The sequence below is a fragment of the Amycolatopsis sp. WAC 04182 genome (assembly GCF_003947465.1).
Taxonomy (GTDB): domain Bacteria; phylum Actinomycetota; class Actinomycetes; order Mycobacteriales; family Pseudonocardiaceae; genus Amycolatopsis.
In genome coordinates this window covers 154,454-174,014 of sequence record NZ_QHJJ01000004.1, presented here as the reverse complement: position 1 = coordinate 174,014, position 19,561 = coordinate 154,454, and the positions used below count along the sequence as shown (strand labels likewise).

20 protein-coding genes are annotated in these 19,561 nt (G+C 69.5%); 12 read left to right on the top strand and 8 right to left on the bottom strand.

The genetic code is table 11. The features are described from left to right. Window positions 1-19 precede the first annotated feature (19 nt). The 4 genes from DMH01_RS21025 to DMH01_RS21015 all read left to right on the top strand — a co-directional run bounded on the left by DMH01_RS21025 (window position 20) and on the right by DMH01_RS21015 (window position 3,489). Window positions 20-1,681 (top strand): thiamine pyrophosphate-binding protein, encoded by a 1,662-nt coding sequence (locus DMH01_RS21025; RefSeq protein ID WP_255432108.1) that lies wholly within the window; start codon window positions 20-22, stop codon window positions 1,679-1,681. Window positions 1,682-1,937: 256 nt separating this feature from the next. Then, window positions 1,938-2,108 (top strand): hypothetical protein, encoded by a 171-nt coding sequence (locus DMH01_RS43045; RefSeq protein ID WP_167373513.1) that lies wholly within the window; start codon window positions 1,938-1,940, stop codon window positions 2,106-2,108. A 248-nt stretch (window positions 2,109-2,356) separates the two neighbouring features. Next, the gene (locus DMH01_RS21020) at window positions 2,357-2,560 is read left to right on the top strand and encodes a cold-shock protein (RefSeq protein WP_005163378.1); all 204 of its coding nucleotides are present in this window, start codon (window positions 2,357-2,359) and stop codon (window positions 2,558-2,560) included. Between the two features lie 227 nt (window positions 2,561-2,787). Beyond that, window positions 2,788-3,489, top strand: coding sequence for a hypothetical protein (locus DMH01_RS21015; protein WP_125678991.1), 702 nt, complete (start codon window positions 2,788-2,790; stop codon window positions 3,487-3,489). On the opposite strand, the gene DMH01_RS21010 is transcribed toward DMH01_RS21015, so the two are convergent. Together DMH01_RS21010 and DMH01_RS21005 are read right to left on the bottom strand one after the other, a co-directional pair. Further along, window positions 3,459-4,121, bottom strand: a complete 663-nt coding sequence (locus DMH01_RS21010) for a response regulator transcription factor (protein ID WP_125678990.1) — start codon at window positions 4,119-4,121, stop codon at window positions 3,459-3,461. The genes DMH01_RS21015 and DMH01_RS21010 overlap by 31 nt on opposite strands. Then, window positions 4,118-5,377 carry a sensor histidine kinase gene (locus DMH01_RS21005; RefSeq protein WP_125678989.1) on the bottom strand — a complete coding sequence of 420 codons (1,260 nt, stop codon included), beginning with the start codon at window positions 5,375-5,377 and terminating at the stop codon, window positions 4,118-4,120. The genes DMH01_RS21010 and DMH01_RS21005 overlap by 4 nt, the downstream gene beginning before the upstream one ends. A gap of 295 nt (window positions 5,378-5,672) precedes the next feature. Here DMH01_RS21005 and DMH01_RS21000 point away from each other — a divergent pair, with 295 nt between their 5' ends. The 7 genes from DMH01_RS21000 to DMH01_RS20975 all read left to right on the top strand — a co-directional run bounded on the left by DMH01_RS21000 (window position 5,673) and on the right by DMH01_RS20975 (window position 12,304). Next, window positions 5,673-6,545, top strand: coding sequence for an ATP-NAD kinase (locus tag DMH01_RS21000; RefSeq protein WP_125678988.1), 873 nt, complete (start codon window positions 5,673-5,675; stop codon window positions 6,543-6,545). Between the two features lie 81 nt (window positions 6,546-6,626). After that, entirely contained in the window at window positions 6,627-7,877 is a 1,251-nt protein-coding gene (locus DMH01_RS20995; protein ID WP_125678987.1) for a GAF domain-containing protein, read from the top strand. 67 nt (window positions 7,878-7,944) lie between these two features. Continuing rightward, window positions 7,945-8,067 carry a hypothetical protein gene (locus tag DMH01_RS43575; protein ID WP_255432088.1) on the top strand — a complete coding sequence of 41 codons (123 nt, stop codon included), beginning with the start codon at window positions 7,945-7,947 and terminating at the stop codon, window positions 8,065-8,067. Between the two features lie 8 nt (window positions 8,068-8,075). After that, on the top strand, window positions 8,076-9,203 hold the full coding sequence (locus DMH01_RS20990) for a sensor histidine kinase (protein ID WP_125678986.1): 1,128 nt from the start codon (window positions 8,076-8,078) through the stop codon (window positions 9,201-9,203). Further along, the gene (locus tag DMH01_RS20985) at window positions 9,200-9,838 is read left to right on the top strand and encodes a response regulator transcription factor (protein WP_125678985.1); all 639 of its coding nucleotides are present in this window, start codon (window positions 9,200-9,202) and stop codon (window positions 9,836-9,838) included. Before DMH01_RS20990 ends, DMH01_RS20985 begins: the two co-directional genes overlap by 4 nt. 106 nt (window positions 9,839-9,944) lie before the next feature. Beyond that, a complete protein-coding gene (locus tag DMH01_RS20980; RefSeq protein WP_125678984.1) occupies window positions 9,945-11,339 on the top strand; it encodes a hypothetical protein in 1,395 nt (464 codons plus the stop codon). After that, window positions 11,339-12,304 carry a glutamate ABC transporter substrate-binding protein gene (locus DMH01_RS20975; protein WP_125678983.1) on the top strand — a complete coding sequence of 322 codons (966 nt, stop codon included), beginning with the start codon at window positions 11,339-11,341 and terminating at the stop codon, window positions 12,302-12,304. Before DMH01_RS20980 ends, DMH01_RS20975 begins: the two co-directional genes overlap by 1 nt. A gap of 43 nt (window positions 12,305-12,347) precedes the next feature. Here the strand turns inward: DMH01_RS20975 and DMH01_RS20970 are convergent, their stop codons facing one another. From DMH01_RS20970 to DMH01_RS20945, 6 genes are all read right to left on the bottom strand, one after another. Next, a complete protein-coding gene (locus DMH01_RS20970; RefSeq protein WP_125678982.1) occupies window positions 12,348-13,829 on the bottom strand; it encodes a PPE domain-containing protein in 1,482 nt (493 codons plus the stop codon). A gap of 19 nt (window positions 13,830-13,848) precedes the next feature. After that, window positions 13,849-14,388, bottom strand: a complete 540-nt coding sequence (locus DMH01_RS20965) for a DUF3558 family protein (protein WP_125678981.1) — start codon at window positions 14,386-14,388, stop codon at window positions 13,849-13,851. Continuing rightward, the gene (locus tag DMH01_RS20960; RefSeq protein WP_125678980.1) at window positions 14,388-14,924 is read right to left on the bottom strand and encodes a hypothetical protein; all 537 of its coding nucleotides are present in this window, start codon (window positions 14,922-14,924) and stop codon (window positions 14,388-14,390) included. Before DMH01_RS20960 ends, DMH01_RS20965 begins: the two co-directional genes overlap by 1 nt. Then, window positions 14,924-15,472 carry a DUF3558 family protein gene (locus tag DMH01_RS20955; RefSeq protein WP_125678979.1) on the bottom strand — a complete coding sequence of 183 codons (549 nt, stop codon included), beginning with the start codon at window positions 15,470-15,472 and terminating at the stop codon, window positions 14,924-14,926. The genes DMH01_RS20960 and DMH01_RS20955 overlap by 1 nt, the downstream gene beginning before the upstream one ends. A gap of 11 nt (window positions 15,473-15,483) precedes the next feature. Next, on the bottom strand, window positions 15,484-15,900 hold the full coding sequence (locus tag DMH01_RS20950) for a hypothetical protein (RefSeq protein ID WP_125678978.1): 417 nt from the start codon (window positions 15,898-15,900) through the stop codon (window positions 15,484-15,486). A gap of 94 nt (window positions 15,901-15,994) precedes the next feature. Beyond that, a complete protein-coding gene (locus tag DMH01_RS20945; protein WP_233621626.1) occupies window positions 15,995-16,747 on the bottom strand; it encodes an ESX secretion-associated protein EspG in 753 nt (250 codons plus the stop codon). Between the two features lie 135 nt (window positions 16,748-16,882). Here DMH01_RS20945 and DMH01_RS20940 point away from each other — a divergent pair, with 135 nt between their 5' ends. Next, window positions 16,883-19,558: a serine/threonine-protein kinase gene (locus tag DMH01_RS20940; RefSeq protein ID WP_125678977.1), complete on the top strand. Its 2,676-nt coding sequence runs from the start codon at window positions 16,883-16,885 to the stop codon at window positions 19,556-19,558. Window positions 19,559-19,561 lie beyond the last annotated feature (3 nt).

The following is a 19,561-nucleotide window of genomic DNA, read 5'->3' as shown; positions in this document are numbered from 1 at the left end:
GCCCGCCTAAGCTCTTCTCATTAGATACCAACCGGGAGCGTCCGTCGCCCAGACGGCCGTGAGGATCCTGACCGAGGCGCGGATCCACCGTGTGTACGCGGTGGTGGGTGAGTCCTTCCTGGATCTGCTCGACGCGCTGCAACGCGAACGCTCGATCACCTTCGTCTCGGCGAGGCACGACTCCGGCGCGGCCTTCATGGCCGAGGCCGAAGGCAAGCTGACCGAGCACCCCGCGGTACTGCTGGCGGGCCGCGGCCCGAGCGCGGCGAACCTCGCGATCGGCGTCTCCACGGCGTACCAGGACGAGAGCCCGATGGTCGTCCTCCTGGAGAACCCGCCGCAGGATCCCGGCCCGACGAGCGAGCTGCCCACCGCCGACCTGACCGCGATGTTCGAGCCGATCTCCAAGTGGACCGGCCGCGCGGAATCGCCGGACGAGGTCCCCGGCCTGCTGGTCGAGGCGCTGACCCGCTGCCGGGAAGGACGGCCGGGGCCCACCGTCGTCGCCGTCCCCGCCGATTTCTGGGGCGTCCCGTTCGATTCGGCCAAACCGGTCGCCGCCGTGCGCCCGCCCGCCACCGGCGCCCTCGGCCGGACCGCCGAGGCGGTCGCGCAGCTGGTCGACGAGGCCCGCTACCCGGTGGTGATCGTCGGCGGCCGGGCTCGCGCCGCGCGCGACGAGCTGATCGCCGTCGCCGACGAGCTCGCACTGCCGGTGTACAACGCGTTCCGCCGTCAGGACGCCTTCCCCGAGAACCACGCGCGCTACGCCGGCCACCTCGGCATCGGCATCCCCGCGCGGCAGCTCGACGCGCTGGAGCGCGCGGACCTCGTGCTCGCGCTGGGCACGCAGCTCGACGAGGTCACCACGCAGTCCTTCCGCTACCCGACGCCGTCGCAGACGCTGGTGCTGGTCGGCACGGGGATCGAGCCCGCCCGCCGCGGCGGGCTGACCTTCCGGGTCGACTCCGAGGTCGAGCCCTTCCTGCGCGAACTGCGCAACGTCGCCTCACCGCGGCAGCGGCGCGCGTCGGCCGCGAACGCCGCCGTGCACACCTTCATGACGCCGCCCGACACCAGCGGCGCCACCCGCGTCCATCCCGCCGACGTCATCCGGGCGGTGCGCAAACTCGCGCCCGAGGACGCGATCGTGACCAGCGACGCGGGCAACTTCGCCCAGTTCATGCACCGCTACTGGTGTTTCACCGCGCCGCGCAGCCAGCTCGGGCCGAGCAACGCGGCCATGGGCTACGCGGTCCCCGCGGCGGTCGCGGCGAAACTCGCCGAACCACGCCGGACGGTGATCGCGATGGCGGGCGACGGTGGCGCGCTCATGACCGGGCAGGAGATCGAGACCGCCGTCCGCTACCGCGTGCCGGTGACCGTCCTGGTGTTCCAGAACGGAGTGCACGGCCCGCTCGCCGTGCACCAGGCGCGCAAGCACGGACGGCTTTCGGGCGTCACCGTGCCCGTCACGGACTTCGCGTCGTGGGCACGCGGGCTCGGCGCCGCCGGGTACACGGTGGACGACCGTGAAGAGCTGGAGCCGATCATCGCGAGCGCGCTGGTGCGCCAACGGCCGTGCGTCATCGACATCAGGACGGACCCGGACGTGGTGACCCCGGACATCCGGCTGACGAGCCTGCTGGGCGCCGCGAGGCCGCAGCAAGGAGGCCAGTAGCGGCCGCCGCGCCGATTACCGGACGGTACTTTTTCTCAGGGGATACACAGAAACCCTTGTAGTGCCGCCTTCACCTGCCCCAAAGGGTGGGAAACCGGTGACGACTCGGCCGACTTTCGGTCGCGGAGACCGGATTTTGTCGGTCGTCCGTGGCACAATCGCCGCAACACCGAGGGTCCCATATGGACCGGGACGATCACCGGTGAAGTTGTTGGCACGCAGTACTTAGAGCCTTGTGTTGACACTGGGAGAAAACATGGCTGACGAAACGAAGCCACAGGACAAGTCCGTTTCCGGCGTGGTGCCGGTGCAGTTCAGCGCGGACGCCGAGACCCACGACATCGCCGTCGTGGCCACGAACCGGGAGGCGTTGCGCCGTTCGCCGTTCGGCGCCGAGGTACCCCTGCGCGCCGCCAGCGGCGAATAACCCGGACGGCGGAGCCTTCGGCGGGAGAGGTACAGTGCGACCGGGCACACCCGGGTGACGACGCTTGTCGGCCTGCGTGAGGTGTGCTTTACTGATTCAGGTCTCGTTTTTTGTGTTCGTGTTGGTTCACGCTCGCAGAACTCAGCGGGCGTAGTGTCTCCTCGTGTTTCCGGGGAAGCAAACCGTCTGGTCATGACCCGGGCTGCCGACGTGGCTTCCTGTTTGTTTGTGTTGCATATGGAGATTTTATGACTCAGGGCACTGTGAAGTGGTTCAACTCCGAGAAGGGGTTCGGCTTCATCACTCCCGACAACGGCGGCGGCGACGTCTTCGTGCACTACAGCGAGATCAAGGGCAACGGCTTCCGTACCCTCGAGGAGAACGCCCGCGTGGAGTTCGAGATCGGGCAGGGCGCGAAGGGTCCGCAGGCCACCTCGGTCACCGTGATCTGATCCAGGTTTTCCAAGCAGGGCCGTCTTCCCCTCGGGGAGGGCGGCCCTGCTGCTTTCCGGCGTCCTCACGCCACCTGCCCGGCGAGCGAGGGGAACTTCGAGGGACCCTAGGTCCCTCACGGAGCCCGCGCCCATCGGCCGCCGCCCCTCGAACCTGACGAAAGTCGAGGCATCCGCCTGACCTTCGTGCGCTGCCTCGCGCCGCCCTCACCGGCGACGATTCCGCCATGAACGGGAAAACCGGCCGATGGATCGGCGGAGTGGCACTGATTCTCGCCCCGCTCGTGTGGTTCGCGGGCCTGGTGCTGCGGCACCTGGTGCTCAAGGACTTCACACCGGAGCAAGTCGCTTGGTTCGACCAGCAGCCCTTCGCCGCGCCTGGACAGCTCGCCGCGTACGCCGCGAACCCGGGCTTCGTGACGGCCGCCTACTCGCTCTTCCTGCTCGGAGCGGTCCTCCTGTTGCCGGCTTTTCTCATGCTGGCGAAGATCGTCGCGGCGAAGGCGCCCGCGCTGGCCGCCTGGGGATTCCTGCTGCTCGCGTTGGGTTTGTTCGCGCGGGTCTACTTCGCCGGTGTGGAGCTGACGGCCTTCGAGCTCGTCGACAAGCTCGGTCTGGACCAGGCGACGAAGCTGGTGATGGACGACTACGTCGACCTGTCCTACGGGTTGTGGCGGATCCCGGTCACCGCGTCGGTCGGCCAATACGCCGGCGGGCTGCTGCTGGCCATCGGCGCGTTCCGGGCGGGCACTTTCGGCATCGTGCGGGCGCTGCTGTTCCTCTGGCCGTGCACGCTCTGGATGGGAGTGCTGAAGGAAAGCGAGTTCCTGAGCGTCGTCACCGCGGTGGCCCTCGCCCTGGCGCTGGTCCCGCTCGGCGTCCGCGTGCTGGTCGACCGTCAGGTGGGGGAGACGAGTCCCGCCTCGTAGGCGAGCACGATCGCCTGCGCCCGGTCCCGTAACCCGAGTTTCGCCAGTATCCGGCCGACATACGTCTTGATGGTCTGTGCCGAAAGCACCAGATCCGCGGCGATCTCCGGATTGGACCGTCCTTTCGCGATCAACCGCAGCACTTCCCGCTCGCGTTCGGTGAGCACGTCGAACCTCGCCGGGGACGGCTGCGGAACCGGTGCGCTCGCCACGAAGTTCGCGATGAGCCGCTTCGTGACCGCGGGGGAGAGCAGCGCGTCACCGGCGGCGACCACTTCGATGGCGTTGAGCAGTTCGGCCGACGGCGCGTCCTTCAACAGGAACCCGCTCGCGCCCGCCCGCAGCGCCTCGTAGACGTAGTCGTCCAGGTGGAACGTCGTCAGGACGAGCACTTTCGGCTTCTCGCCGTCGCCTTCGAGCAGCCGCCTGGTCGCTTCGAGACCGTCCATCACCGGCATCCGGATGTCCATCAGGACGACGTCCGGTGGCGTGACCAGCGCGGAGAGGCCCGCGAGCGCCGCGACCCCGTCGCCCGCTTGGCCCACCACGTCCAGACCGGGTTGCGCGTTCAGCAGGCCGGCGAAGCTTTCCCGCACCAAGGCCTGGTCGTCGACGATGAAAACGGTCGTCACGCGTCGTCCACCCCCGGGAGAGCCAGCTTGACGGCCACGCGGAAACCGCCGTCGGCGCGCGGTCCTGCCTCGTAGGAACCGCCGATCAGCGTAACGCGTTCGGCGATCCCGGCGAGGCCGGTGCCGTCGCCTGCCGAAGGTACGGCAGGCCGTGTGGGCGGCCCGTTCTCGACGAGGATCGCGAGCCCGTCGGGTGCTCGCCGCACCTCGACGTCCACTTCCGCACCCGGGCTGTGCCGTGCCGCGTTGCTCAGCGCCTCCTGGAGGATCCGGTACGCGGCCAGTTCGATCAGGGCGGGAACGTCGTCCCCGCCGGAGATCTCCGCGCGGATCCCGATCCCGGAGGCCCGGCAGCCGTCGATCAGCGACGGCACCTCCGCGAGCCCCGGCTGCGGCTCGTGCTCCGGCTCGGCCTCCGTGTCCCGCAGCACGCCCACCAGCCGCCGGGCCTCGTCGAGCGCTTCCCTCGCCGCGACCCCGATGGCGCGGAACTCCTCCTCCGCGGCCTCGGACACATCCGGGACGCGGTAACGCGCGCTGTCCGTCCGCAACGCGATCAGGGAAAGGTGATGGCCGATGATGTCGTGCAGTTCCCTGGCGATCAACGCGCGTTCCTGCAACGAAGCCCGTTTCGCCCGTTCTTCGACCGTCGTGCGCTCGGCCGCGTCGGCCTGCTCCAGCGCCCGGCGGCGTTGCTGCATCCCGTAACCCGCCACGATGGTCGCGGCCACCACGATCAACGACCACACCAGGGTCTTCGAACCCGTGCGCGGTAGCTGCGCGACGCCGACCCCGACGGCCAGCGTCACCGCGATGATCGAGATCCCCTTGCCCTGCCCGGGTTTCGTGCGGGCGAGCGTCATCGCGAGCACCGGGAGATACGGCAGGACGTGGACCTGCAACGGCCAGTCCGGCACCGTCCGGCCGAACAGCGCGTGGTCGGCGGGGAAGAGGACCGCGATGATCGCGCCGACCATCCCCGCCGCCGCCACTCGGACGGCGGTCAGCGGGCGCTTGACGACCAGCAACGGCGGCACGATCTGCAGGAGCAGCAGGAAGAAGACCAGCGGCGCACTGCTGCCGCCGAGGTACCGCGCCCACGTGCCGTAGGTCAGGCCCACCAGCACCGTGAGCGCGGATCCGGCGAGGAGTGTCTTGACCCAGACCGGGCCGCGCCACCAGGCCGAAGGCGGTTCCAGATCGGCGTCGCGTCCGGTGAGGAGCGCCCACCCCAGGGAGCCGCCGTACGAATCCATGGCTCGACGCTAACGACGCCGCGGACCGGGCACATCCCCTCGTGGGGGACACCGGGAGTCCGCCACGAGGTGACCCGGACGGCTCGCCCGGGCGGGATTCAGCGAGTACGTCCACCTCGGCCAGGGCGCGCGGCTCGTCGGGGTCGCCATGCCGGCCGAGCGGATCCTGCCGATCCTCGAACCCGCGCTGCCTTCGTCCGCCGTGGTGGCTTTGTGATGCAACCTCGTGCAACTCTTTCTTTCGTGGCCCGGACGTCGTTTCCTTGTAGGGACTTGGCGCGGCAGCGGAGGACATGTGGGCGAAGCGGTTGCGGGGATCGTGGCGAACCCCGCTTCGGAGCGTGACATCCAGAGCCTGCGTTCGGCACTGAGAGTGGCCGGCGTCGGCCGCGTGATGGTGTGGACCGACGCGGGGAAGATCATCGGCACCGTCCGCCGGATGGTGGACGCGGGTGCCAGCGTGGTCATCTGCCTCGGCAACGAGACCATGATGCGGGCGGCGGCGGCCGCCTGCGGTGACGTGCCGCTGCTGATGCTGCCCGCCGGAGGCGTCGACCAGTCCACCGTCGCCGGGCTCGCCGCCGGGCTGGTGGCCACCCATCAGGTGGACACGGACCTGGTCACGAACCGCGCGACCGTGCTCGAGGTCGTCACGAAGGCCCGGCGCGAGATCGCGCTGACCGACGTCAGCGTGTGTTCGGAGAGCCGGTGGGACCCCGCGTCGCTGACCGAGCTGTACTGCACGTTCGCCGTCCCGGACGGGGTCGGGCTGTCGAGTATCCCCGGCCGGCTGTGCCCCAGCCCGAAGTCCACTGTGGACGGTGTCGCGGTCTCGCTCGGGCCGGTCGACGAGACGCCGTACGTCGTGCAGGCGCCGATCGCGCCCGGCGAGGTCCGGGCGGTGGGTGTCCGCGGCTGGAGCGTGCTGTACGCGGGGGTCCGCGTCGATCTCAACGCGGCCGGCGGCTCCATCGCGCTCGACGGCCAACCGCATTTCGTGCTCAAGCCGGGAGAGAGCGCTTTCGTGGAGCTGAAGCCCGACGGCCCGTGGTGCGTCGACGTCCGCGCCGTGATGGCCGAGGCCACCAGGACCGGTCTGCTGCTGGGCCGGAAGCCGGCGGAGGCCGTCCCGACGCCCCGCCTCGCGGACGCGCCCTTCCCCGGGTAGACCGCGCCCAGGTCACAGAGACCTTCCGCTCCCCGGGACGTCCGGGCACACTGGCCTGAACAGAGCAAAGGAGTAGGCCAGGTGCAGCTGGAGGCGGCGCTGCCGGTCGGTGCGGACCCGCGGCGGCATGCGCGTGCCCTCGCCGAGGTACGCGAGGCCGCGCTCGCCGGGACCACGCTCCCGAGTGCTCCGCGAGCGGTCATCGGCGCGTCCTGGCAGCGTATGCGGCGTCTCGGCCTGGACCCGGATCGTGGCTCGCCGTCGTCCGCGCTCACCCCGGACCGGCTGGAAGCCCGCCGCCGCCAGAGCGGCCTCGCGGCCGTCCTCCCCGTCCTGCGCGGCGGCCTGATCAGTCTCGCCGAGCAGGCCGCGCACATCATGGCCGTCGTCGACGCCGACGGCCGTGTCCTCTGGCGTGACGGCAGCACCGCGGTCCGCCGCCGCGCCGACGGGCTCGGCTTCGTCGAGGGGGTCGACTGGCACGAGCGCGCCGCGGGCACCAACGCCATCGGGACGGCGCTGGTCGCCAGGCATCCGGTCCAGGTCTACTCGGCCGAGCACTACGTCAGCAACCAGCACGACTGGACCTGCGCCGCGGCGCCGCTGCACGATCCGAGGGACGGCAGGCTGCTCGGCGCCGTCGATCTCTCCGGACCGGCCTCCACCGTGCACCCGACGACCCTCGCCCTGGTCGACACGGTCGCGAAGCTCGCCGAAGCACATCTGCGCACCACCCACCTCTCGGATCTCGAACGGCTGCGCGGCCTGGCCACGCCGCTGCTCGCCAAGGTGAAGGGCCGGGCGGTCATCGCCGACCCGCACGGCTGGATCGCGGCCTCGGCCGGGCTTGTCCCGGTCGGCCGGATCGCGTTGCCGAACGACGCCGCCCCCGGCCGCACCTGGTTGCCCGCCTACGGTGAATGCCTGCTGGAGCCGCTGCCCGGCGGGTGGCTCGTCCGGCTCACCGAGGAGGAGGACGCGCCGCCGACGCGGGTCGTACTCGATCTGAGGTCATCGCGGGAAAGCACGCTGCGTGTCTCGGGCGCCGCGGGAACCTGGTCGCATCGGCTGAGCCCGCGGCACGCGGAGATGCTGTACGTCCTCGCGCGGCATCGCGAAGGCAGGTCGGCGTCGGAACTGTCGCGCGACCTCTTCGGCGACGCCGGCCGCACCGTCACCGTCCGCGCGGAGATGTCCAGGATGCGACGGCATTTCGGCGGGTTCCTGCTGGCCAGGCCGTACCGGTTCGACGACGACGTCGAGGTGGTCGTCGAACGGCCGTCCGAGGGCGAGGTCCTGCCGCATTCGGTCGCGCCCGCCGTCCGCGCCTGAATATCCACCCCGGCCTCCACCCGGCGACGGTCCCGGCCCACCCCGCCGCGCGCCTAACGTCCGTGGCATGGGAAAGATGAACGTGAAAGGCCTGGTGGCGCTGGTCGTGGTGGGTGTCGTCGTCCTGCTCGGATTCCTGGCCTACCGGCTGATCCTGGTGGAGATGATCACGCGGTTGAGCGAGCACTGAGGGGGCCCATGGGGAAGCGGGACAAGCCGCTGTTGCCGGACACGATCGCGCCCAGCTGGCTGGTCGTCCAGCTGCTCGGCACGGCCGCGGTCGTGGTGGTGCTGCTGACCGCGAGCGAGTCGAGTGCGTGGATCTGGACTGCGTACGGCGTCTGCGCGGCCTGCTGGCTGGGTTTCGTGGCGGCGTCCCCGCGTTTTCCCCGGGTGGCGACCGTCCTGCTCGCGGTGGCGAGTGTCGCGCCGTCGATCGCGCTCGGCTGGGCGGAGGACTCCTCCGCCATCGTGCTGGCGGTGGTCACGGTCAGCCGGTTCGCCACCCTGACCGAGCCGTCGGTGGCCGCCATCATGGGGGTGGTGGGGCTCGACGCGAGCCTCGCGGCGGTCACCGGCCTGGTCGCGGGCGCGTCCGGACCGCTGGTGTTCGGCAACGTCGGCGTGCTGCTCGTGCTGATGCTGCTGGGCCTGAACCGGCGGCAGTACGAGGTGCAGGCGGCGCAGGCGGCCGCGCTGCTGGAGCAGACCAAGCTGGCACAGAAGGAACACGCGCGGGCGGCCGCGCTCGACGAGCGCACACGGATCGCCAGGGAGATCCACGACGTCCTCGCGCATTCGCTGGGGGCACTGGGAATCCACCTGGAGGTCGCCGAGGCCCTGCTGGCCCAGAAGTCCGATGTGGACGGTGCGCTCGGCAGGGTCCGGTTGTCGCGGCGGCTGGCCGCGGACGGGCTCGCCGAGGCCCGCGACGCGGTCGCCGCCCTGCGCAGCGATGTCCCGTCGCTGCCCGAAGCCTTGCGGCAGCTGGCGAACGCGCACCACGGCGGAGCGTCTTTCGAAGTCGAGGGGGAGCAGCGTCCGCTGCCGTCCGCCGAGGTGGTCTCGCTGGTGGGTGTCGCGCGGGAGGCGTTGACCAACGCGGCCAAGCACGCCGCCGGGCGGCCGGTGTCGCTCCGCCTCCTCTTCACCCGGACGGAGGTTCGCTTGCGGGTGTGGAACGAACTCGGCGAGACCGCCCGATCGGAGGACGTCGGCGGATTCGGTCTCACCGGGATGAGGGAGCGGCTCGCACTCGCCGGTGGCACGCTGACCGCGGGTCCGGACGACGGGCGCTGGACGGTGGAGGCGGTGGTGCGGGCGTGATCCGGGTGGTCGTGGTCGATGACCAGCAGGTCATGCGCGAAGGGCTCGTCGCGTTGCTCGGGCTGATCGACGGGGTCGAGGTCGCCGGCTCCGCGGGCGACGGGCGGCAGGCGCTCGACCTGCTCCGCCACACCGCGGCCGACGTCGTGCTGATGGACCTGCGCATGCCCGTCCTGGACGGGGTGGCCGCGACCAGATTGCTCAAACGCGATCACCCGGAGGTCGCGGTCGTCGTCCTCACGACGTACGCGGACGACACTTCGATCGCCGACGCGGTGCGCGCGGGAGCCCGCGGCTACCTGACGAAGGACGCCGGACGCGCCGAGATCGGGGCGGCCGTCCGCTCCGCCGCGAACGGGCAGGCGATCTTCGCCGCCGAAGTCTCCGACAGGCTCGTCGCCGCGCTCGAATCGAGAACGGCCACCAGGGTCAAGGCCGAGCTCCCGGACGGGCTCACCGCGCGCGAAGCCGAAGTGCTCGGCCTCATCGCGCGAGGGCTGTCCAATCCGGAGATCGCCGCCGAACTGTTCATCGGCGAAGCCACCGTGAAAAGCCACATCAACCACGCCTTCGCCAAGATCGGTGTGCGCAATCGTGCGGAAGCCGTGCGGTACGGCCTGGAAAAAGGCCTCTGACGCCCTCGGGAGATCACGTGCCGATGACACACGCAGGTGTCACTGGCTGCGCCGATCCCGACTCGGATACCTTCTTTGCGGGTAGAGCCAATGGGGAGGATCGGCGATGACGAGCACAGTGACCCGGCCGGGGCCGCCGGGGAGCCCCGAGCCGCCCCCTGCGCCGGGAGGTCGCGGAGGGATTGCCGGGCTGCTCGAACTGCCGGGCAACGGGATCCGCGCGATCGTCCGGTCTGCGGCGACCACGCCGGGCAGGCTGTCGGTGATCGCGATCGGGCTCGTCCTGCTGTCGCTGGTCGCGGGCCTGTTCGGCACGCTGGCCGCGCAGGACAAGAAGGACACGATCAACGGACTGATCGACCACCGCGAACCGCTCGCCGCCGCCGCGCAACAGGTCTACCGCGCGCTTTCGGACGCCGACGCGACCGCGGCCAGTTCGTTCCTTTCCATCGGCACCGAGCCGCTCCCGATGCGCCAGCGGTACGAACGCGACATCGCGGAGGCCGGTGCGGCGCTGGCGAAGGCGGCATCGGACTCCTCCGGCGTCGACGAAGCGGCGGAGCGGATCAACACCCTCGGCCGCGAAATCCCCGTCTACACAGGACTGATCGAGACCGCGCGCACCTACAACCGGCAGGGTTTCCCCGTCGGTGCCTCGTATCTGCGGGAAGCGTCCGAGCTGATGCGGGCGAAAATCCTTCCCGCCGCACAGGACCTGTACCGCATCGACACCGACCGGCTCGCCGCCGAACAGGACGACGCGACCGGATTCCCTTGGCTGGCAACGGCTTTGGTGCTCGCCCTGCTCGCCGCGCTGATCGTCACGCAGGTGCATCTGACGCGGAAGACCAACCGGCTGCTGAACGTCGGGCTGGTCGTCGCGACGGTGTCGGTGGTGGTGGCCCTGCTGTGGGGCGCGGTCGCGCTGATCGTGCAGAGCTCCCTCGTCGGCAGCGGTGAAGAAGACGGCTCGCACCAGGTGGACGTCCTCGTCCGCGCCCGGATCGCGGCGCTGCAGGCACGAGCCGACGAAACGCTGACCCTCGTCGCCCGGGGCGACGGCGCGGCGTACGAAAAGGACTTCATCGATCTCGCCGGGCAACTCGGCGGGACGGACGGCCAGGGCGGCCTGCTGGGCGAGGCCCGCGGTCTCGCCGCGGGCGGCGCGGCCGCGGACAAGGTGGACGCGGCCATCCAAGCGGCGTCGGCCTGGTTCAAGGCGCACGGTCAAGTGCGGCGGCAGGACGACGACGGCTCCTACCAGGACGCCGTCGACACCGCCATCCGTGACGACAAGCCGGACGGCGCCGCCAAGGCGTTCCTGCGGCTCGACGAGAACCTGGTGGCCGCGATCAACGTGGGACGGCAGGAATTCCTCGACGACACCCGCGGCGCCGAACGCGCGCTGACCCTGCTCGCGCCGGGGATCGCGGTACTGGCACTGATCGCGGCGGCGGGGTCCGCGTTGGGAATCCGTGAACGGCTGAGGGAGTACCGGTGATGCGGAACGGTCTGCGAACGGCCGTGCTCGGCGCGGTCTTGGTGCTGGCGACGGCTTGTGGCAGCGCGGGGGCGCCGGTCGACCCGGCCCCCGTCGGCGAGGTCGCGCCGCCGCAGCCCGCGAACGTCGGCGGCGCCGACAACGCCGGCGGTGGCGGAACGACCGACACGAGCTGCAACCCGCTGGCCAGCCTGCGGCCGACCAGCGGCACGTCGATCACCAGCGGTTCGACGATGGCGAAGATCAAGGAGAACGGCAAACTCGTCGCGGGGGTCGATCAGACGACGTTCCTGTTCGGTTTCCGGAACCCGACGTCTGGCCAGCTCGAAGGCTTCGACATCGACATGGTCAACGAGATCGCGAAGGCGATCTTCGGCAGCGCGGAAGGCCGTGTGCAGTTCCGCGCGATCCCGTCGAAACTGCGGGAAGAAGTGCTCGAGAAGAAGCAGGTCGACATCGTGGTGCGGACCTACAGCATCACCTGCAGCCGGCTGAAGAAGGTCAACTTCTCGACCGCGTATTACCAGGCGGGGCAACGGATCCTGGTCGAATCCGGTTCGAAGATCGGGAATCTGTCGGACCTCGGCGGGCGGCGGGTGTGCGCGACCAAGACGTCGACCTCGCTGACGAAGATCGCGGCGGATCCGTCGAAGCCGGTGCCGGTCTCGGTGGACAACTGGTCGGACTGCCTGGTGATGCTGCAGCAGAAGCAGGTCGAGGCCGTGTCGACGGACGACGTCATCCTCGCCGGGATGCTCGCGCAGGACCCGACGCTGAAGATCGTGGGGAGCCGGTTCACCGAGGAGAACTACGGCATCGGTGTCCCGAAGGAGAACGAGGACATGGTGCGGTTCGTGAACGCCGTGCTGGAGAACGTGCGCGGCGGCGCGTGGCAGACGAGCTACGCGAAATGGATCGGGAACAAACTCGAGGGCGGGACGCCGCCTCCAGCCCAGTACAAGTGAGAACGGGCCGTTCGGGATTCGCTCCCGAACGGCCCGCTTCGGCTCAGGGGGACTTCTCGCCGATCACCGGCGGCACCGGCTTCGTTTCGCCTTCGTAGCCGCCGAACAAGACGTCGGCGTCTTCCTCCTGCAGGTAGTTCGGGGCCTTCTTTTCCTTGTCCTCTTCCTTCTGCCCCCTGCCGCCCGGAGCGCCACCGGCACCCATCGCGCCCGGACCGCCGCTCTTGCCCGCGGCGGCCGCGCCACCCCGCGTGATCCGCTCCTCCGGCAGCTTGCCGGCCCCGGAGCCGCCACCCTTGCCCGCGAGCTTCTCGGCCTCACCGGCCGAAACCTTGCCGCCCGCGAGCCGCTCGGCGACGTTGCCAGACCCGCCGTTGCGCCCGAACCCGCCGCCTCCGCCACTGGTCAACCGGTTCGCCGCACTGCCACCCGGCCCGCTCGTCGTCCGGCCGGGCTTGCCGCGGTACTGCTCGCTGCCCAACCGGCCGAGCCCGCTGGGACCGGGCGTGTTCAGCGCCGCCAACCCCGGCGTCGGCCCAGGCCGGAACGTCCCCGGCGGCCCGCCGCCCGGCTGACCCGGCGACGGCACCCCGGTGTGCCCGCCACCCGTGGTAATCCCGGGCCCCGGCGCCGGCGCGCTCGGACCACCCGGCCCGGGCGTCCCCGGCCCAGGCCCGCTGTTGGGCCCCGGCCCACCGCTGAAGCCGTTGACCTCGGTCCCCCCGGAGAACCCGGACGCCGACGTCGAATCACCCATCTCCGGCGGCGGCGCGAACGTGGGCTGTTTGGAGTTGACGTCGAAAAGCGACTGGTCGTAGGTGTGCATCACCTGCGCGGCCTGCTGATGCGCCTGAAACGACTGCTCCTGCTTGGCCGAAATGTTGCCGACCGTGTCCACCGCGCCCGCGAGGTTCCCCGTCGCGAGCTGGTTGAGGGCGTTCTTGTACTCGGCGTTGCGGTCGAACGGGACCTCTTCGGGCATGGAGTTCTTCGCGGTGGTGGCCGCGGCGGCGGATTGGGAGAACCGGTTGGACGCGAGATACGCGCCGTCGCCCGCGGTGTCGGCCCACTTGCTGATGTTGGAGAAGAAATCGGTGACCGACTTGGCGCCATCGCCCTGCCAGTGTTCACCCTCTTTGCCGATCGCGTCACGGACGGCGTTGCTGAAGGTGTTCAGGGAGTTGCCCTGGTTGTTCCAGAGCTGGCCCTTTTCGTCGATGTCGTTCGGGTCGAGATCCTGCGTGACCATGTTCTTCAGTTCGCCGTGCGGGACCGCTTCATAGCGCTGGTCCGACGGATTGAGGCCGGCGCGGAACTCCTGGCCTTGCGCCAGCGCCGCAGCCTGGTCGGCCGAATACTGCCCCGCCTTCGCTTCAGCCGTCAGCCTCGCCGTCACGGAGTTGCCGCCCGGACCCGCGTTGACCTCCTCGTACGTTTCGGAGTACCGCTTGGCCTCGTACGTCCGGCCGGTGTTGCCCATCGCCGAGAACTTGCTGTCGAAGTCGTCTTGGCCGACGTTGACCATGGTCCCTCCCGTTCCGTAGTCAGTTGCCTCTGGGCAGTTTCGGTTCAGCGGCTTCTGCGATCTCGCGGGAGAGTGCGCAGGCTTCCTCGTTGGTTCCCGTCTGTTCCAGGGTGGTGGACGCGGTCATGCGCGCGTCAGGGCCGACGGCGATTGCGACCGTGCAGGCATCGGTTCCTGCGTCACCCGGGATTTCGACCGCATCGCGACCGTTCACCTTCGCGGGGACTTTGGTTCCCTGACCAGGCGACAGCTTGTCGATCCCGGCCTCGGGGACGAGATAGATGCTGACGGAGGCATAGCCACGTTTCGCGGTCCCGCATCCGTTGTCGCTCTCATAAGTTTCCACCTTTGGGGGCTCGAACCCCTTGGCCGTGGTCGTCGGCTCCAGCAGATCGCAGGCCTTCAGACTCCCGAACACATCGCCTGACCGGTTGGCCGATTGCACCGGTGTCGCGTTTGGTCCCGACGCGACGGCACTGCCTGGAAGGTCGGACGAGCAACCGCTCGCCGCCACCGCGAGTACCGCGAGCAGCGAACCAAGGCACAGACGAGAGGCCATCAGCTTCCCCTGGGCAGTTTCGGTTCAGCAGCCGTGGCGATTTCCCTGGACAGCGCGCAGGCCTCCTCGTTGGTTCCCTTGTTCAGGCCGGTCGATGCCGTCATCCGGGCATTCGGGGTGACGGCGATCGCCACTGTGCAGGCTTGTTTACCCGCATCCCCAGGAATCTCCACGGCTTCACGTTCGCCGACCTTCGTCGGAATCTTGGTTCCCTGCCCGGGGGACAGCTGATCGATTCCTGCCTCGGGGACAAGATAGAGGGTCACAGAACCGAATCCATACTTCCGCGTGCCGCACCCGTTGTCGCTCTCGTAGGTCTCCTCGGCAGGAGGGTCGAAGTCTTTGGTCGTAGTCGTCGGCTCGAGCAAGTCGCAGGCCTTGAGGTTCCTGAACACATCGGCCGGTTGAGTGCTGGACTTGACTGCCGCAGCCCGAGGCACGGGACTACCCGGAAGCTCCGACGAACAAGCACTGGTCACAACCGCGAGTGCCGCGATCGGAGCGATCAGAGAACCAGAGCGCGAACGAAGGGGCATCAGCCCACCCTGGGAAGTTTGGGCTCAGCGGCGATGGCAAGTTCCCTGGCGAGGGCACACGCTTCTTCATTCGTGCCCTCGTTGAGGGACGTCGATGCCGTCATCCGGGCAGTGGGTGTGACAGCGATCGCGACGGTGCAAGCTTCGGTGCCAGAGTCACCTGGAATTTCGACGGCCTCACGGCCACCGACCTTGGTCGGGATCTTGGTTCCTTGGCCAGGGGACAGCTGGTCGATGCCCGCCTCGGGAACGAGATAGATGCTCACGGATGCGTAGCCGCGCTTTTGGGCTGCGCAACCGTTATCACTTTCGTATCGTTCGATTTCTGGGGCAGCGAAGCCCTTGGGCGTCGTGGTGGGTTCGAGGAGTTCGCAGGCTTTGAGATCGCCGAAGACGTTAGCCGGGCTCACACTTTGCGAACTCGATGGCGACGTAGACGAGGGCCCCGGAACCGCATTTCCCGGTTTCTCATGCGAGCAACCGGCAAGGAGGAGGGAGATCGCGATCGGCAGGCTGGCAAGCTTCAAAGATCGTGGATTGGTGTCCATGTCGGTTCGAGTCAGTCCTTTTGCAGAGATTTCAAACGGTCAGCGCTGCCTGCGTCTTGTTCTCGGTACTTCGATTTGGCCAGCTCTATCGCCGCCTTGGCTCGGCCGAGCACGCTCTGGAGCGCGTCCAGTTGGGTCTTGGCCGACAGTTCGTCGCCGTCGGCCACCCGGGAGGCGTGTTGCCCGACTTGTTGAGCGAAGGGGCCTGTGCCTAGTTTCGGGTGCTCGGCGAGTCGTTGAAAGGACCGCTGGTTCTTAACCCAATCCGAGATGTAGTCATCGATGGCGGTCTTCAGGGCCTCCCCGGCCTCCTCGCTGACCTTGAACCGACCCTCCTTCGCCGCCGTCACCATCCGATCGGCCTGCGCCGAGAAGTCGCCCAGAATGTCCGAGAAGTTGCCCGGCGGTCCGCCGCCACCTTCAGTCATGGTCTCTCCCCTGTACCAAGTCCCGGTTACTCATAGCGCTCGTCAGATCACGATATCAGCGGAAACGGCCCCGAAGGCCGCCTTCCGGCGAGGATCACGCGCTGCCGACGCGGGCGGCTTCGACCAGGTCGTGGACCCATCGTGCCAGGTGAGAGCCACTCGTCGGGGTGAAAGTGCGGCGGACTTCGCCGTCGGGGAAGCGGTCGGTGGCGAGCATGAAGCGGCCCTGGACGCTGTCGAACCATTGGACGCTTTTCTGCTGCGGTTTGCCCCGGTCGTCGCGCAGGGTGACGCTGACCGTGCCCAGTCGCGCGAGGGGGTGCTCGAAGAAGCGAGCGGCGGCACCCAGGCGGAGGTTGTCCGGGTCTTCGTCGAACGGGTCGTCCGGTCGCTTGGACGGGGGGAGTGTGTTGGACGTCGTCACCCGTCCGGGGAACGGCTGCAGTGACGGCAGATAGCCGAGGAGGGTCGCGACGACCTGTTCGGGGTAGACGGGCTCGAAGAGGATGTCGAACCCGCGCTGCTGGCTCACGACACCCAGTCGGCTGTTCCACGCACCTCGGTAGAGGTATTCGGCGTCCTGCTCGACCTCGTGCGCCTCCATGGTGAGGACGAAATCGCCGGTGGCCCAGAGCCGGAGGGCCTGGTCGTAGTCGCGCAGGAGTTCACCGCCGCGGGCGAAACCCCGGTCGGCCAGCTCGGCCCAGATCTCTTCGCAGTGCCGTTCGCGTTCGGAGATGGTGGTCCCGACGGTCGGGATCTCGAAGGGCAGCACGAATCTGCCGAGTCCGAGATCTTCGAGTACGACGTCGAGCTGGGCCATCGACATCGAAAATGACGCAGGCACCGGTCCCTCCCCCTCATCACCTGCTGAATCGGTTCTCCATCGCACCGTAGCGGGTTCGACCCGGCGCGGGCACGACCTGCCTGCGCACCACTAGGATCGGAGGCGACGCTGTCGCGGGGATTTCGGGAGGTACCAGTGTCGGAAGAGCCGCGCCGTCCTCGGCACGCAGCGCCGGACGACGCCACGCCGGACCGTGAGGCGGAGTCCGCCTCCTGGACGCCGCCGGCGCCGGTCCGCTGGGAAACGCCCGAACCGTCCATTTCCGGCAGGCTCGATCTCTCCGAGCCATCGCGGCCCAAGCAGGGGCCCAGGCCGGAGGGGGACGCCGAACGCACGGCCATCCACGCGCCCGTCCAGCGTCCGCAGACTCCGCCGCGCGGTCAGCAGCGGCCGATCCCCGGCGCCGAGGATCCGACTCGTCCGCCGGGCGACATGGCCCCGGTGAGCCCCAGGACCCAGGTCGTCCGTCCTGACTGGCAGGCGCCCGCCGACGCGCCGCAGCCGACCAGCGTGCTCGCCTCGCCGGCACCGGAGACGCAGAGCATCATGCCGCCGACGCCGCGCGTCGACAACGGACCCGGGCCGCTGCCGGATCCCGGCACGGAAAGCGTCCTCCCCGAACGCTCCAGCGAAAGCCGCGGAACCGGCACCGGGACCGGATCGGGCAGCCGGGGCACGGGCACCGGCACCGGCACCGGTTCGTTCCCCGGCACCGCGCGCCGGACGTCGTCCCGCACCTCGCGTCGTGGCCGTCTCGGCGCGGGGCTCGTCGACGTCCCGCAGGTGCCGTACCGCGACCCGGCGTCCGCGGTCCTCGAGAACCCGATGGTGTCGGAGGAGAAGCGTTTCTGCGGTAGTTGCGGCGCCAAGGTCGGCCGCGGCAAGGACGGCGAACCCGGTTCGCCCGAGGGCAACTGCGAGAAGTGCGGGAACCCGTTCTCCTTCGTCCCGAAGCTGCGGCCGAACGAGATCGTCGGCGGCCAGTACGAGGTGCTCGGCGCGCTCGCGTACGGCGGGCTCGGCTGGATCTATCTCGCGCAGGACCACAACGTCAGCGACCGCTGGGTGGTGCTCAAGGGCCTGATCGACACCGGCGACGCCACCGCGATGGCGGCCGCCGCCAACGAGCAGCGGTTCCTCGCCGAGGTCGAACACCCCAACATCGTCAAGATCCACAACTTCGTGCAGCACCCGGACGGCGACACCGGCAACTCGGTCGGCTACATCGTCATGGAGTACGTCGGCGGCCAGTCGCTGCGGCAGCTCGCGCTCGCGCACCACCGCGAGACGAAGCGCCCGGAGCCGCTGCCGATCGGCCAGGTGATCGCCTACGGGCTCGAAATCCTGCCCGCCATGGGCTACCTCCACGGCCAGAACCTGCTGTACTGCGACCTCAAGCCCGACAACGTCATCCAGACGCACGAACAGCTCAAGCTGATCGACCTCGGCGCGGTCCGCCGCATCGACGACTACGAGAGCCCGCTGTTCTTCACCACCGGCTACAGCGCGCCCGAGCTGGCGACGCACGGTGCTTCGGTGGCCTCGGACCTGTACACGGTCGGCCGCACGCTCGCCGTCCTCAGCTTCGAATTCTCCGGCTACACCACCAAGTACAAGACGACCCTGCCCGGCCCGGACGTCGTCCCGTTGTTCGCGCTCTTCGGTTCGTACTACCGGTTCCTGAAGCGCGCCACGCATACGGACCCGGATCGCCGGTTCATCGCGGCCGAGGAGATGGCCGACCAGCTGACCGGTGTGCTCCGCGAGATCATGGCGCTGGGTACCGGGAAGCCGCGCCCCGGCGCTTCGACCGTGTTCGGCCCGGAGACGCGCACGTTCGGCGTCGACATGGTCGTCCCGGAGCACGGCGGGAGTGTGCCGCTGCCGGATCCCGGCGAGGTGGTCGCGGGGCTGCCGATCCCGCAGGTCGACACGGACGACCCGGCGGCGGGCGTGCTCGCGTCGACGGTCGCGCTCGATCCCAAGGGCGCGATCGAGTCGCTGGCCGGAGCGCCGCGCGAGTCGATCGAGGTTCGGCTGCGCATCGTCCGCGCCCGGATCGAGCTGGGTGAGCTCGTCGAGGCACAGCGGCAGCTGCAGGCCGCGCAGTACCTCGCGATCAAGGCGGGTTTCCCGCACGACTGGCGGATCGACTGGTACCGCGGGCTGATCGAGCTCGCGGGCGGGCGGTCCCGCGTCGCGCACGTCGCGTTCGAAGCGGTGTACGACGACCTGCCGGGCGAGATCGCGCCGAAGCTGGCGTTGGCCGTCAGCGCGGAGGGCGTCGGGGACTACTTCGGCGCCGCGCGCTACTACGAGCTGGTGTGGCGAACGGACCGGTCGTACGTCAGCGCCGCCTTCGGCCTAGCTCGTGTGTACCTCGCGCAGGGCGCCAGGGCGAGTGCGATCGAGGTGCTCGAAGCCGTTCCCGCGTCGTCGTCGCACCACGTCGCCGCGCAGGTGGCCGCGATCAAGATCAAGACCAGGATCAACGGCGGCGGCAAGGACCCGGTGATGGTGTCCGAGCGCGATCTCGTCGACGCCTCGACCAGGCTGGAGCGTCTGCAGCTCGACGCCGAACGCCGCACGCGTTTGTCGGCGGAGGTCCTCGAAGCGGCGTACGGCTGGCTCAACGCGCAGAACCGGCCGACGCCGGGGGCGAAGGTGCTGGGCTGCGAGCTGGACGAACGAGATCTGCGGTTCGGGCTCGAGCGCTGCTACCGGACGCTGGCCCGGTTGGCCGGCTCGGTCGACCAGCGTGTCGAACTCGTCGACAAGGCGAACGCGATCCGGCCCAGGACCCTGACCTAGGGC

Excerpts from the sequence above, each read along its gene's own strand:
- DMH01_RS20960 (WP_125678980.1), bottom strand. The coding sequence starts at position 14,924 with ATGCCCCTTCGTTCGCGCTCTGGTTCTCTGATCGCTCCGATCGCGGCA.
- DMH01_RS21020 (WP_005163378.1), top strand. The coding sequence starts at position 2,357 with ATGACTCAGGGCACTGTGAAGTGGTTCAACTCCGAGAAGGGGTTCGGC.
- DMH01_RS43045 (WP_167373513.1), top strand. The coding sequence starts at position 1,938 with ATGGCTGACGAAACGAAGCCACAGGACAAGTCCGTTTCCGGCGTGGTG.
- DMH01_RS20975 (WP_125678983.1), top strand. The coding sequence starts at position 11,339 with ATGCGGAACGGTCTGCGAACGGCCGTGCTCGGCGCGGTCTTGGTGCTG.
- DMH01_RS43575 (WP_255432088.1), top strand. The coding sequence starts at position 7,945 with ATGGGAAAGATGAACGTGAAAGGCCTGGTGGCGCTGGTCGTGGTGGGT.
- DMH01_RS20980 (WP_125678984.1), top strand. The coding sequence starts at position 9,945 with ATGACGAGCACAGTGACCCGGCCGGGGCCGCCGGGGAGCCCCGAGCCG.
- DMH01_RS21015 (WP_125678991.1), top strand. The coding sequence starts at position 2,788 with ATGAACGGGAAAACCGGCCGATGGATCGGCGGAGTGGCACTGATTCTC.
- DMH01_RS20950 (WP_125678978.1), bottom strand. The coding sequence starts at position 15,900 with ATGACTGAAGGTGGCGGCGGACCGCCGGGCAACTTCTCGGACATTCTG.
- DMH01_RS20965 (WP_125678981.1), bottom strand. The coding sequence starts at position 14,388 with ATGGCCTCTCGTCTGTGCCTTGGTTCGCTGCTCGCGGTACTCGCGGTG.
- DMH01_RS20970 (WP_125678982.1), bottom strand. The coding sequence starts at position 13,829 with ATGGTCAACGTCGGCCAAGACGACTTCGACAGCAAGTTCTCGGCGATG.
- DMH01_RS20990 (WP_125678986.1), top strand. The coding sequence starts at position 8,076 with ATGGGGAAGCGGGACAAGCCGCTGTTGCCGGACACGATCGCGCCCAGC.
- DMH01_RS21005 (WP_125678989.1), bottom strand. The coding sequence starts at position 5,377 with ATGGATTCGTACGGCGGCTCCCTGGGGTGGGCGCTCCTCACCGGACGC.
- DMH01_RS20955 (WP_125678979.1), bottom strand. The coding sequence starts at position 15,472 with ATGGACACCAATCCACGATCTTTGAAGCTTGCCAGCCTGCCGATCGCG.